Source organism: Streptomyces sp. STR69 (genome assembly GCF_024519455.1).
In the GTDB taxonomy this organism is placed as follows: Bacteria; Actinomycetota; Actinomycetes; order Streptomycetales; family Streptomycetaceae; genus Streptomyces.
Window position 1 is genome coordinate 68,208 of record NZ_JALJRY010000025.1, and the last position, 12,426, is coordinate 80,633.

13 protein-coding genes and 1 riboswitch are annotated in these 12,426 nt (G+C 70.4%); of the genes, 12 read left to right on the plus strand and 1 reads right to left on the minus strand.

The features are described 5' to 3' along the window. Positions 1-68 precede the first annotated feature (68 nt). Both OC490_RS36490 and OC490_RS36495 read left to right on the plus strand, forming a co-directional pair. A complete protein-coding gene (locus OC490_RS36490) occupies positions 69-1,334 on the plus strand; it encodes an alginate lyase family protein (protein ID WP_262062337.1) in 1,266 nt (421 codons plus the stop codon). Positions 1,335-1,477: 143 nt separating this feature from the next. Continuing rightward, positions 1,478-1,936 (plus strand): acyl-CoA thioesterase, encoded by a 459-nt coding sequence (locus OC490_RS36495; RefSeq protein WP_262062338.1) that lies wholly within the window; start codon positions 1,478-1,480, stop codon positions 1,934-1,936. Here OC490_RS36495 and OC490_RS36500 read toward each other — a convergent pair. Continuing rightward, on the minus strand, positions 1,896-3,107 hold the full coding sequence (locus OC490_RS36500) for an MFS transporter (protein WP_262062339.1): 1,212 nt from the start codon (positions 3,105-3,107) through the stop codon (positions 1,896-1,898). The genes OC490_RS36495 and OC490_RS36500 overlap by 41 nt on opposite strands. A gap of 135 nt (positions 3,108-3,242) precedes the next feature. On the opposite strand from OC490_RS36500, the gene OC490_RS36505 reads away from it, so the two are divergent. The 10 genes from OC490_RS36505 to OC490_RS36550 all read left to right on the plus strand — a co-directional run bounded on the left by OC490_RS36505 (position 3,243) and on the right by OC490_RS36550 (position 12,327). Beyond that, positions 3,243-4,538: an ROK family transcriptional regulator gene (locus OC490_RS36505; RefSeq protein WP_262062340.1), complete on the plus strand. Its 1,296-nt coding sequence runs from the start codon at positions 3,243-3,245 to the stop codon at positions 4,536-4,538. Positions 4,539-4,744: 206 nt separating this feature from the next. Continuing rightward, positions 4,745-4,875: riboswitch (FMN riboswitch) on the plus strand. Positions 4,876-5,025: 150 nt separating this feature from the next. After that, entirely contained in the window at positions 5,026-5,628 is a 603-nt protein-coding gene (locus OC490_RS36510; RefSeq protein WP_019066446.1) for a riboflavin synthase, read from the plus strand. After that, entirely contained in the window at positions 5,625-6,269 is a 645-nt protein-coding gene (locus OC490_RS36515; protein WP_262062341.1) for a nicotinamide riboside transporter PnuC, read from the plus strand. Before OC490_RS36510 ends, OC490_RS36515 begins: the two co-directional genes overlap by 4 nt. Next, positions 6,266-7,555, plus strand: a complete 1,290-nt coding sequence (locus OC490_RS36520; protein WP_262062342.1) for a bifunctional 3,4-dihydroxy-2-butanone-4-phosphate synthase/GTP cyclohydrolase II — start codon at positions 6,266-6,268, stop codon at positions 7,553-7,555. Before OC490_RS36515 ends, OC490_RS36520 begins: the two co-directional genes overlap by 4 nt. Before the next feature lie 48 nt (positions 7,556-7,603). Next, positions 7,604-8,089, plus strand: a complete 486-nt coding sequence (gene ribH, locus OC490_RS36525) for a 6,7-dimethyl-8-ribityllumazine synthase (protein ID WP_262062343.1) — start codon at positions 7,604-7,606, stop codon at positions 8,087-8,089. A 34-nt stretch (positions 8,090-8,123) separates the two neighbouring features. Further along, positions 8,124-8,396, plus strand: coding sequence for a phosphoribosyl-ATP diphosphatase (locus OC490_RS36530; RefSeq protein ID WP_018534786.1), 273 nt, complete (start codon positions 8,124-8,126; stop codon positions 8,394-8,396). Between the two features lie 46 nt (positions 8,397-8,442). Beyond that, positions 8,443-9,291, plus strand: coding sequence for an ATP phosphoribosyltransferase (gene hisG, locus OC490_RS36535; RefSeq protein WP_262062344.1), 849 nt, complete (start codon positions 8,443-8,445; stop codon positions 9,289-9,291). Between the two features lie 14 nt (positions 9,292-9,305). After that, complete coding sequence (locus tag OC490_RS36540; RefSeq protein WP_262062345.1) at positions 9,306-9,749, plus strand: PH domain-containing protein; 444 nt, start codon at positions 9,306-9,308, stop codon at positions 9,747-9,749. A gap of 176 nt (positions 9,750-9,925) precedes the next feature. Then, a complete protein-coding gene (locus tag OC490_RS36545; RefSeq protein ID WP_262062346.1) occupies positions 9,926-11,260 on the plus strand; it encodes a hemolysin family protein in 1,335 nt (444 codons plus the stop codon). Next, entirely contained in the window at positions 11,257-12,327 is a 1,071-nt protein-coding gene (locus OC490_RS36550; RefSeq protein ID WP_262062347.1) for a hemolysin family protein, read from the plus strand. The genes OC490_RS36545 and OC490_RS36550 overlap by 4 nt, the downstream gene beginning before the upstream one ends. Positions 12,328-12,426 lie beyond the last annotated feature (99 nt).

Consider the following 12,426-nt stretch of genomic DNA (forward strand, 5'->3'; position numbering starts at 1 on the left):
GTGCATAGCCCTACGCTCACACGGTTCCATTCATGAACATAGTTCATATACATGATTGGAGTCGGTGTATGAGTGCCAGACCCCGCCTCGGTGTTCTGCTCGCGGCCGTGGCCGTACTGACAGCCGTGTTCGTCCCCTCCGCCTCCGCGCACGCGGCGCCCGCCGTCCCGGAGACCGCCGTCCTCGACGGCGCCCGCCTCCAGCAGACCAAGCTCCGACTGGACCGCGGAGACCCCCAACTCCGGCGCGCCCTGCGGAACTTGACGATCCGCGCCGACAACTGGCTGCACCAGGGCCCCTGGACGGTCGTTGACAAGTCAAAACCCGCCCCCGGCGGCGATGTTCACGACTACCTGAGCCAGGCCCCGTACTGGTGGCCCACGACCACCCCGACCGCCGCAAACCCCTGGGGCTGCCCGTACGTCCAGCGCGACGGACAGCGCAACCCCGAGGTCGACACGGGAACCGACCGCCAGGACGTCGAGAAGGTCTTCGACTCGACCTACGACCTCGCGCTCGCCTGGTACTACACCGGCGACAAGCGCTACGCGCAGAAGGCCGACCAGGTCCTGCGCACCTGGTTCCTCGATCCGGCCACCAGGATGAACCCCAACCTGAACCACGCCCAGTTCATCCCCTGCAAGTACGACGGCCGCGCCATCGGCATCATCGACTTCTCGCAGTCGTACACCAGCGTCGTCGACGCCATCGCGATCCTCGGCACCGGCGCCCCCGGCTGGACGAAGACCGACCGCGCCGCGATGACCCAATGGAACTCCGAGTTCCTCGGCTGGCTGAAGAACAACCCCTTCGGCAAGGAGGAGGGCGCCGCCGCCAACAATCACGGCACCTTCTACGACATGGAGTTGGCCGCCCTCGCCTATGCGACCGGCGACAAGGCGCTGGCCAGGCAGACCGTGCTGGACGCCCGCGCCAAACGCGTCGACCCCCAGATCGCGGGCGACGGCAGCCAGCCGCAGGAGCTGGCGCGGACCCGGAGTTGGCACTACTCGACCTTCGACCTCGTCGCGTACACCCGGCTCGCGGCCGTCGGCCGGCATGTCGGTGTGAACCTGTGGAGCTATCAAGGCCCGGACGGGCAGGGCCTGTTGAAGGCGGTGGACTATCTGCTGCCCGCCGCGACCGGAGCCGCCGCGTGGTCGCATCCCGAGCTGGAGTTCTACCGCTACGCGGCGAGCGACATCGTGCACGCGGCGGCCGACGCGGGCGACGCGCGGGCCAGGGCCGCCGTACCGAAGCTGGAGGCGCCGCCCGGCGGTGACCTGTGGGCGCTGCGCCCGGCGGCCGAACAGCTGGACTCGATCACCGGCTGACCGGACCTCGAACCCCGTCTGCCGTCGGTCGACCGGCCCGCTCGGCCTGGGCCCACTCGAACAGGGGTTCCTGAGCGGTCGCTTAGAATGGGGCGTCCCCACAGTCTCCACCGCCCCACTCAGCACCGCTCGGGAGCCCCGCCGTGACCGTCGAAAGCCCGCCTGCCACCGTCCTCACCCACGGCCGGCTCATCCCCGTAGCCGTCCACTTCGACGACCTCGACGCCCTCGGCATGCTGCACAACGCCCGCTACCCGCTCCTCGTCGAGCGCGCCTGGACCGAGCTGTGGCAGGAGCACGGCGTCAGCTTCGACGGTGACTGGGCGACCGCCGGCGACGCCTGCAACGTGGTGAAGGAACTGCTGATCAGCTACGAGGCGCCGGTCACCAGGCCCGGCAGTTACGCTGTCCACCTGTGGCTGGACCGGCTCGGCACCACCGGCCTCACCTACGGTTTCCGGCTCTGCTCGGCGGACGGCTCGGTGACGTACGCGAACGGCACCCGGGTGCTGGTCCGGCTGGACGCCGAGACGCTGCGCCCCGCGCCCTGGAGCGAGGCGTTCAGAGCTGCCGGTCGGGCACTGCTGCGCTCGGAGCGCTGACCTTCGGCCGGTCCCGGTCCCCGGCGCGCAGCACACCCGCGAACACCGCGAGCCCACCCGCCAACACCGTCACCAGGCAGAACGACACCACCAGGCTCGTCGCCTGCGCGACCCCGCCGATCAGGCTCGGCGCGATCAGCCCCGAGGTGTAGGTGATCGTCGCCACGCCCGCGATGGCCTGGCTCGGGTTGGGCCCGCTGCGACCCGCCGCCGCGAAGCACAGCGGGACGACCACGGCGATGCCGAGACCGAGCAGCGCGAAGCCGCCCATCGCCAGCGCCGGGCTGTCCGCCACGACGATCAGCAGCCCGCCGCACACGGCCAGCACCCCGCCCGCGCGGACCGTACGCACCGAGCCGAAGCGGTTCACCACCGCGTCGCCCACCAGTCGGGCCACCGCCATCGTCAGCATGAAACCGGTCGTCGAGGCCGCCGCGAGCCCGGCCGACGTGCCCAGCTGATCGTGCAGGTACACCGCCGACCAGTCCAGACTGGCCCCCTCCGCGAACACCGCGCAGAAGCCCACCGCGCCGATGAGCAGCGCCGACCGGGGCGGCAGCGTGAAGCGGGGCGGTGCCTCCTCCTCCACCCCCGGCTGGATGTCGAGCACCCAGCGACAGGCGGTCACGCCGAGCAGGGTGAGGATCACGGCCGCGATGAGATGGTGCACGCGCGCGTCCGAACCGAGGTGCGCCGCGAGGGTGCCGCCCGCCGAGCCGATCAGGGCGCCCGCGCTCCACATGCCGTGCAGACTCGACATGATCGACTTGTCGAGGAGGCGCTCGATCTCGACCCCGAGCGCGTTCATCGCGACATCGGCCATGCCCGCGCTCGCCCCGTACGTGAACATCGCCAGGCACAGGGTGACCAGGTTCGGTGCGAGGGACGGCAGCACCAGGGACATCGTCCACAGCGAGATCAGCCCGCGCAGCGCCGTACGGCTGCCGAACCGGTGGGTGATCCAACCGGCCAGCGGCATCGAGCAGGAGGCGCCGAACGCGCCGAAGGCGAGCGCGAAACCGAGCCAGCCGGCGGCGACGTGCGCATGCTCCTGGATCCACGGCACCCGGGTCGCGAACGAGCCGGTGACCGCGCCGTGCACGGTGAAGACGGCCGCCACGGCGTACCGGGCGCGCTTCACCTCGCGTCGGTCGTAGACCACTTCGCTCATTGTCCGGCCCCTCCTGCCGTTCGGATTCCCGTCCCCGTCCCCACCTGCGCCGCGTAAACTATCAGGAACCCTGCCTGATAGATAGAGAATTACCGGCCGCCCGTCGCGCGCCCCCGATCTGGGAGGATTCCCGGCATGCCCGCATCCCCGAGCACCGCCCGGGCCATCAACGACCGGCTCGCCCTGCGTCTCCTGCAGCGCGAAGGCCCGCTGACGGCAGGGCAGTTGAAGCAGCTCACCGGACTGTCCAGGCCCACCGTCGCCGACCTCGTCGAACGCCTCACGGCCTCCGGACTGATCGAGATGGTCGGCGAGTCGGGGGCCCAACGGCGCGGCCCGAACGCCCGGTTGTACGGCATCGTCGGCGACCGCGCCCATCTGGCCGCGCTGGACGTCCGCCTGGAGAGCGTCTCCGTCCTCGTCTCCGACCTGGTCGGCCGGGTCCTCGCGGAGGCGTCCGTGCCGATCGACGCCGACGCGGGAACGGGGCCGGCGGTGGAGCAGGCCGTCGCGCTGGTGGAGCGGGCGGTGAAGGAGGCGGGGTCGGGGTCGGGGCCAACTGGGCCTGGCGATAAGGGTGTTCAGCGCCGCGAGTGGGGCAGTCTGCACACGGTCGGCATCGGCGCACCCGGTCTGATCGACCCGGCCACGGGTGAACTCCGGAACACCACCGGCCTGCCCGCGTGGCACCGCAGTCTGGTGGGCGCTCTCCAGGAACGGCTGCCCGACGCCCGTGTCGTGGTCGAGAACGAGACCAACCTCGCGGCCCTGGCGGAGATGCGCGACGGCGCGGCCCGGGACCGGGACACCTTCGTCCTCCTCTGGCTGGACATGGGCATCGGCGCCGCGGTGGTCCTGGACGGCGTACTGCGCAGGGGGTCGTCCGGCGGCGCGGGCGAGATCGGCTTCCTGCCGGTGCCGGGCACCCGGGGCATCCCTTCGGCGACGGACTGCGAAGGGGGCTTCCACTCGCTGGCCGGGGCCGCCGCGGTGCTCGAACTGGCCCGGGAGTGCGGGGTGTTGGGCGTCGGCGGCGCGGGGGAGCGGGCGACCGCGGCGGAGGTCGTGCGGTGGGCGGTCGCGACCGTGGCCGACGGCGACGCGGAGGCTGTGCCGCCGGACGCCCCGCGAGGCGCCCCCGCTCCCCGGCGGATCCACGCCCGTGCCGCCCGCTTCCTGGACACCCTCGCCGAGCGCCTCGCCCTCGGTGTCGCGTCCGTCGTCGCGCTGCTGGACCCCGGGTGCGTGGTCCTCGGCGGCGAGGTCGGGCAGGCCGGCGGCGACGAACTCGCCGTACGCGTGGCCGAACGGATCGCCCTCATGTCACCCCTGCCCGCAGAGGTGCGTCCCAGCGTGCTCGGCGATGGAGCCGTTCTGCGCGGCGCGCTGCTGACCGCGCAGGACGGCGCGCAGGACGAGCTGTTCGGCTGAGAGGCCCGGCGGTGGGCAAGGGCCGTCGTCACCACCGCCGGACCGGTCCAGGGGTGTCCCGTCCGGCGATCCGGAAAGGACTAGACCAGATGATCCAGCAGGTGAGGGCCCCTTGAGAAGTCCATCGGCGCTCTCTGTGAGCCAGCCCACACGCTTCACCTGGATGGACCCTTGCCGGGCGTGGCACACTTGCCCTGTACCAGAAGCAGCGCACTCCGGGGTCGGTGAAAGTCCGAACCGGCGGTTACAGTCCGCGACCCGTCCGCTTCCAGCGGCCGGTTGACCAGGTGAAATTCCTGGACCGACGGTTAAAGTCCGGATGGGAGGCAGTGCGCGGCGGGCGGGCATTCGTGCGCGCCGCCGTATTGGCTTGTCCTGTGTGGACGGGTTCTGTCCGGCGTCGCTCAAGGTGCTTCCGTTCGTTTCATTCTGTCGTCTTCGACAGGCCCCGGAGTCCGTGCCCCGATGTGGCAGGAGGACCCGGGAAGTGTTCACCGGAATCGTCGAAGAGCTGGGTGAGGTCACCGCCGTCGAGAGTCTCGACGACGCCTCCCGCTTTCGTCTGCGCGGCCCGATCGTCACCGAGGGCGCGAAGCACGGCGACTCCATCGCCGTGAACGGCGTCTGTCTCACCGTCGTCGAGCACGAGGGTGACGAGTTCACCGCCGACGTCATGGCCGAGACCCTGAACCGCTCCAGCCTCGGCGCCCTCGCCGTGGGCTCCCGGGTCAACCTCGAACGCCCCATGGCACTCGGCGCCCGCCTCGGCGGACACATCGTGCAGGGCCATGTCGACGGCACCGGCGCGGTGTTGGAGCGCAAGCCGTCCGAGAACTGGGAGCTCGTCAAGGTCTCGCTCCCCGCCGACCTCAGGCGCTATGTCGTCGAGAAGGGCTCCATCACCGTCGACGGCATCAGCCTCACCGTCGTCGACGCGGGCCCGGACTACTTCACGGTCAGCCTCATCCCCACCACCCTCGACCTGACCACGCTCGGCCTCAAGCAGCCCGGCGACCCGGTCAACCTCGAAGTGGACGTCATCGCCAAGTACGTCGAGCGGCTCATGGGCGACCGCGAGGTGACCCCGTGAACTGGCTCAACTCCGAGGCCTTCGTCCTGTTCGGCCAGCACATCAAGTGGTCGGACATGATCGGCAACGTGGTGGGCCTGATCGCTCTGGCCTTCGGCTGGCGGCGCTCGATCTGGAGCTGGCCCACACAGTTCGTCTCGGGCGTGATCCTGTTCGCCGCCTTCGCCACCGCCCACCTCTCCGGCAGCGCCGGCAAGCAGATCGTCGTCATGGTCGTCGCGGTCTACGGCTGGTGGCAGTGGAACCGCGGCCAGGGCGGCTCCGCCGACGGACACATCACCCCCCGCTTCGCCACCTGGCGCGAGCGCGCGATCCTGGTCGCCTCCGCCGCCGTGGGAACGGTCGCGGTCGCCGCCCTCTTCAAGGCGTACCCCTCGCTCTCCTGGGACCCGTGGCCCGACGCCTACATCTTCGTCGGCACGATCGTCGCCATGTACGCCCAGGCCCGCGGCATGGTCGAGTTCTGGTTCGCCTGGCTCCTCGTCGACCTCGTCGGCGTCCCCCTCAACTTCGCCAACGGCTTCGCCTTCTCCGGCTTCGTCTACGTCATCTACGGCGCACTCGTCCTGTGGGGCATGCGCGACTGGTGGCTGCGCTCCCGCAAGGTGCCGCAGCCCGTCCTGGAAGGAGCGCCGGCATGACTGCGGCACCGATCCTGTACAGCACCGACGGTTTCGAGGACTTCTCGCTCGACCCGGTCGAGCAGGCCATCGCCGACATCGCGGCCGGCCGTCCGGTCGTGGTCGTCGACGACGAGGACCGCGAGAACGAGGGCGACCTCGTCATCGCCGCCGAGAAGGCCACCCCCGAGATCATCGCCTTCATGATGAGCGAGTGCCGAGGCCTCATCTGCGCCCCCATGGAGGGCGACGAGCTGGACCGGCTCCGGCTCCCGCAGATGGTCGAGGACAACACCGAGTCGATGAAGACCGCGTTCACCGTCTCCGTGGACGCGTCCGCCGCCCACGGTGTGACCACCGGCATCTCGGCCGCCGACCGCGCGACCACGCTTCAGCTCCTGGCGAGCGGCACCGCCGAGGCCGACGACCTCGTCCGCCCCGGCCATGTCTTCCCGCTGCGCGCCCGCTCCGGCGGCGTGCTGGTCCGCAACGGACACACCGAGGCCGCCGTGGACCTCGCCCGCCTCGCGGGCCTGCGCCCGGCCGGCGCGATCGTCGAGATCGCGGGCGAGGACGGCCGTATGCTCCGCCTCCCCGAACTGATCCCGTTCGCCCGCAAGCACGGCCTGACGATCATCTCCATCGAGGACCTGATCACCTACCGGCAGACCGCCGAACCCACCGTCCGCCGCGAGGCCGAGGTCCAACTCCCCACCCGCCACGGCCAGTTCACGGCCTACGGCTACCGCTCCACCGTCGACGGCGTCGAGCATGTCGCCCTCGTCCACGGCGAGATCGGCGACGGCGAGGACGTCCTCGTCCGCGTCCACTCCGAGTGCCTCACCGGCGACGTCTTCGACTCCCTGCGCTGCGACTGCGGCCCCCAGCTGGAGACCTCCCTGGAGCGCATCCAGCAGGAGGGCAGGGGAGTGGTGGTCTACCTGCGCGGCCACGAAGGGCGCGGCATCGGCCTGCTCTCCAAGCTCCGGGCGTACGAACTCCAGGAGCGCGGCCGGGACACCCTCGACGCCAACCTCGAACTCGGCCTGCCCGCCGACGCCCGGGACTACGGCGCCGGCGCCCAGATCCTGGAGGACCTCGGCGTCCGCAGCCTGCGCCTGATGACCAACAACCCCGACAAGACCGACGCGCTCGTCCGGCACGGCCTCAAGGTCACCGGCCGCGAACCGATGCCGATACAGGCGGGCGAGCACAACCTCCGCTACCTGCGCACCAAGCGGGACCGGATGGGCCACGACCTGCCCTGGCTGGACACGGCCCCCGTGTCCACCTGCGGCAACCAGTAAGAGCAACCAGTAAGACCCCTTCAGAAGTCACCGAGGAGACAAGAGAACGTGAGCGGCAAGGGTGCACCGGAACTGTCCGTACGCAACGTCGGAGACCTGCGGGTCGCCGTCATCGCGGCGCAGTGGCACGAAAAGGTGATGGACGGTCTGGTGGACGGCGCCCTGCGCGCCCTGCACGACCTGGGGATCGACGAGCCGACCCTGCTCCGGGTCCCCGGCAGCTGGGAACTCCCGGTCGTGGCAAAGGTGTTGGCGGGCCGGGGCTACGACGCGATCGTCGCCCTCGGTGTCGTCATCCGCGGCGGCACCCCGCACTTCGAGTACGTCTGCCAGGGCGTGATCCAGGGTCTCACCCAGGTCTCCGTCGAGACCGGCGTCCCCGTCGGCATGGGCGTCCTGACCTGCGACACCGAGGAGCAGGCCCTCGACCGGGCGGGCCTGGAGGGCTCGAACGAGGACAAGGGGCACGAGGCGGTGACGGCGGCCGTGGCGACGGCGGCCACCCTCCGCTCAGTATCTGAACCGTGGCGTTAAGCCCACGATTGTTTGCAATAGGGTGGGCAGCACCATGTCCAATAAGACGTTCGAGGAGCTCTTCACCGAGCTCCAGCAGAAGGCCGCCACGGGCGACCCCGCCACTTCCCGCACCGCAGAGCTGGTCGGCAAGGGCGTCCATGCCATCGGCAAGAAGGTCGTCGAAGAGGCCGCCGAGGTCTGGATGGCCGCCGAGTACGAGGGCAAGGAGGCGGCTGCCGAGGAGATCTCGCAGCTGCTCTACCACGTCCAGGTGATGATGGTCGCCCGCGGGATCTCGCTGGACGACGTCTACGCCCACCTGTAAGCCAGCCCACCCCACCGCAATCTCCCACGCAAAGGAAGCCGACCTCATGCTGCGCATCGCCGTCCCCAACAAGGGTTCCCTGTCAGGACCTGCGGCGGACATGCTGCATGAGGCCGGCTACCAGCAGCGCCGGGAGTCCAAGGAACTGCGGATCGTCGACCCGGTCAACGAGGTCGAGTTCTTCTACCTCCGCCCCCGCGACATCGCGATCTACGTCTCCTCCGGCCGCCTCGACATCGGGATCACCGGCCGCGACCTGCTCATCGACTCCGCCGCCTCGGCAGAGGAGATCCTCCCGCTCGGCTTCGCCCGCTCCACGTTCCGCTTCGCCTCCAAGCCGGGCGCGGCGAGCAGCGTGGCGGACCTCAAGGGCAAGACGGTCGCCACCTCGTACGAGGGAATCGTCGCGGGGCACCTCGCCGACAACGGCATCGACGCCTCCGTGGTCCACCTCGACGGCGCCGTGGAAACGGCCATCGAACTGGGCGTCGCCGAGGTCATCGCGGACGTCGTCGAGACCGGCACCAGCCTGCGCAACGCGGGCCTTGAGGTCTTCGGCGAGCCCATCATGAAGTCCGAGGCCGTCGTCATCCGCCGCAAGGGCGCCGATGTCGAGGAGCCCAAGGTCCAGCAGTTCCTGCGCCGCCTCCAGGGCGTCCTGGTCGCCCGGACGTACGTGATGATGGACTACGACTGCCGGGTCGAGCAGCTGGAGAAGGCCGTCGCGCTCACCCCCGGCCTGGAGTCCCCGACCGTCTCCCCGCTGCACAACGAGGGCTGGGTCGCCGTCCGCGCGATGGTCCCCGCCAAGGAAGCGCAGCGGATCATGGACGACCTGTACGACATCGGCGCCCGGGCCATCCTGACGACGGCCATCCACGCCTGCCGTCTCTGAGGAACACGCCGACCATGTCTCAACTGCCCGCCCTGCCGGTCACGTTCCGGCCGGGCCGTACCCGTGCCGTACTGCTCACCGCGGGCGCCGCGATCTTCGTCGTCATCACGACCGTCGCGCTGCTCCTGGAGCAGCTCGGCCCGGGGGAGAAGCTCAGCTTCGTCTTCACCGGTGCCCTCCTCTTCGCCGTGCTGGCCCTGCTCGCGCGCGTGAAGGTCGTCGCCGACGAGACCGGTGTCACCGTCGTCAACATCGCCAGCAGGCGCCATCTGGAGTGGGCCGAGATCCTCCAGGTGAACCTGCGGCCCGGCGACCCCTGGGTTTTCCTCAACCTCAGCGACGGCACCAGCCTCCCCGTGCTCGGCATCCAGCCCGGCATCGCCAAGGAACGGGCCATCGCCGACGCGCGCACTCTGAGGGCGCTCGCCGAGGCCCACTCGACAAGGGATCTGCCGTAGATGGCCATGTCTTGATTAATCTGTTGTCGGTGGCGTTTTTCCTCACGCCTCCGCCACCGGTGTTCCCCCCTGTCTTCTGAGGCCCCCCTGCTACCCGAGGAGTGACTCCCTCCAGCGATGGACGGATCGTCCTGTAGTACCTGCGCCGCCCCCTCCCGACATATCGAGGCGGCGGCATGACCATCCCCTTGCTGCTCCTAGGAGCGGCGATCCTGCTGATTCTGGCCAACGGCTTCTTCGTTGCCGCCGAGTTCGGGCTCGTCACCGTGGAGCGCCCCGAGGCCGAGAAGGCCGCCGCCGAGGGCGACCGACGGGCCGCCACGGTCGTCGAGTCGCTCAAGGAGCTGTCCTTCCAGCTCTCCGGCACCCAGCTCGGCATCACCATCACCTCCCTGGTCGTCGGCATGCTCGCCGAACCGGCCCTGGCGGAACTCCTGCACGGCCCGTTCAGCGCGATCGGCATCCCCGAGGGCGCCGTCTCCGGTGTCGCCGTGGTCGTCGGCATGCTGCTCGCCTCCGCCGTGCAGATGGTGATCGGCGAACTCGTGCCCAAGAACTGGGCGGTGTCGCGGCCCCTCCAGGTCGCGCGCTTCGTCGCCGCACCGCAGCACGCGTTCGCCCGGCTGTTCCGCCCGGTGATCGCCGCGCTCAACGCGGTCGCCAACCGGCTTGTCCGCGCCCTGGGCGTCGAGCCCACCGAGGAGCTGGCCTCGGCCCGCACCCCCGGCGAACTCGTCTCCCTGGCCCGCCACTCCGCGCAGGCCGGCGCCCTGGAACAGGACACGGCCGATCTCTTCGTACGGACCCTGTCGCTGGGCGAGTTGACCGCGCAGCACGTCATGACCCCGCGCGTGAAGGTCAGCGCGCTGCAGTCGTCGGCGACCGCCGAGGACGTGGTCAACCTGACCCGCGCCACCGGTCTCTCCCGCTTCCCCGTCTACCGGGAGAAGATCGACGAGATCGTCGGCATGGTCCACCTCAAGGACGCCCTGGCAGTGCCCGCGCACGACCGGCTGCGCACCCCCGTCACCAGCATCGCCAAGTCCCCGGTGCTGGTCCCCGAGACCCTGCCCGTCCAACCCCTCCTGGCCCGGCTGCGCAGCGAGCAGCCGATCGCCGTCGTCGTCGACGAGTACGGCGGTACGGCCGGTGTGGTCACCCTGGAGGACATCGTCGAGGAACTCGTCGGCGAGGTCCGCGACGAGCACGACGGCCAGGACGTCCCCGAACTCGCCGCAGCGCCGGCGGAGGACGGCAGGCCGGCCTGGGACGCCGACGGCAGCTGCCGCGTCGACATCCTCCAACGCATAGGCCTGGACGTGCCCGAAGGACCGTACGAGACCGTCGCCGGACTGGTCGCCGACCTCCTCGGCCGTATCCCGGCCCCCGGTGACAAGGCCGAACTCCCCGGCTGGCGGCTCTCGGTGCGTCAGGTGGGCCACTACCGCGCCGAGCGGGTCCGCCTGGTCCGCACGGCTCCCGCCGTGAACGCGATGGAGGCGGCCCGATGACCGTCCTCCAACTCCTCTTCGCCGTACTGCTGGTGCTCGCCAACGGCTTCTTCGTCGGCGCCGAGTTCGCCCTCGTCTCCGTCCGCCGCAGCCAGATCGAACCGCTCGGCACGGCCCGCGCCCGCCAGGTCCTCTACGGCCTCGAGCGGCTCCCGCAGATGATGGCCGCGGCCCAATTCGGCATCACCGTCTGCTCGTTGACCCTGGGCGCGGTGGCCGAGCCGACGGTCGCCCATGTGCTGGAACCGGTCTTCGAGTGGATGCACCTGCCCGACGGCATGATCCACCCCCTCGGCTACGTCCTCGCGCTCGCCGCGGTGGTCTTCTTCCACCTCGTCATCGGCGAGATGGTCCCGAAGAACCTCGCGATGGCCGCGCCGGAGAAGGCCGCGATGTGGCTCAGCCCCGGCCTGGTCGCCTTCGCCCGGATCTGCAGGCCGATCACCGTGGCCCTCGGCGCCGTCGCCCAGGGCATCCTGCGGCTCTTCCACGTCGAGCCCAAGGACGAGGTCGAGGCCGTCTTCACCAGCGAACAGCTCAACCGCCTGGTGGAGGACTCGGGCCAGGCCGGCCTCCTCGACCCCGAGGAGCAGGAACGCCTGGAGGACGCACTGGAGTTGGGCTCCCGCCCGGTCACCGACGTCCTCCTGCGCCGCGAGAACCTGGTCACGGTCAGCCCTTCGGTGACCCCGGGCGAGATCGTCGCCCTCACCGCCCGCACCGGCTACTCCCGCTTCCCGATCGCGGCGGAGACCGGCGCCTTCATGGGCTACCTGCACGTGAAGGACGTACTCGACCTGGAAGAGTCCGAACGGGCGGTCCCGCAGCAGATCTGGCGCCCCATGACGACCCTCCGCTCCGAACTCCCCCTGGACGACGCCCTGACGGTCATGCGCCGCGCCGCGACGCACCTGGCCCAGGTGGCGGACGCCTCCGGCAAGGTGCTGGGCCTGGTCGCCCTGGAGGACGTACTGGAGCTGTTGGTGGGCGAGGTGACGGACCCGGCCCACCGGGAGGTTCCGGCACAGCCGAGGACGGCGGAACTGAAGGAAACGGTACCGAGCTGACACCGGTTCCCCTGCGCCCCGTGTTTAGGGGCGCGGGGAACTGCGCGACCAGCCCCCACCGGGCCGCAGCCGCGGATCAACAGACCCACCCCACCCAGC

Coding starts and splice junctions, on each gene's coding strand:
- OC490_RS36540 (WP_262062345.1), top strand. CDS start 9,306: ATGTCTCAACTGCCCGCCCTGCCGGTCACGTTCCGGCCGGGCCGTACC.
- hisG (WP_262062344.1), top strand. CDS start 8,443: ATGCTGCGCATCGCCGTCCCCAACAAGGGTTCCCTGTCAGGACCTGCG.
- OC490_RS36530 (WP_018534786.1), top strand. CDS start 8,124: ATGTCCAATAAGACGTTCGAGGAGCTCTTCACCGAGCTCCAGCAGAAG.
- OC490_RS36520 (WP_262062342.1), top strand. CDS start 6,266: ATGACTGCGGCACCGATCCTGTACAGCACCGACGGTTTCGAGGACTTC.
- OC490_RS36505 (WP_262062340.1), top strand. CDS start 3,243: ATGCCCGCATCCCCGAGCACCGCCCGGGCCATCAACGACCGGCTCGCC.
- OC490_RS36500 (WP_262062339.1), bottom strand. CDS start 3,107: ATGAGCGAAGTGGTCTACGACCGACGCGAGGTGAAGCGCGCCCGGTAC.
- OC490_RS36545 (WP_262062346.1), top strand. CDS start 9,926: ATGACCATCCCCTTGCTGCTCCTAGGAGCGGCGATCCTGCTGATTCTG.
- OC490_RS36550 (WP_262062347.1), top strand. CDS start 11,257: ATGACCGTCCTCCAACTCCTCTTCGCCGTACTGCTGGTGCTCGCCAAC.
- OC490_RS36490 (WP_262062337.1), top strand. CDS start 69: ATGAGTGCCAGACCCCGCCTCGGTGTTCTGCTCGCGGCCGTGGCCGTA.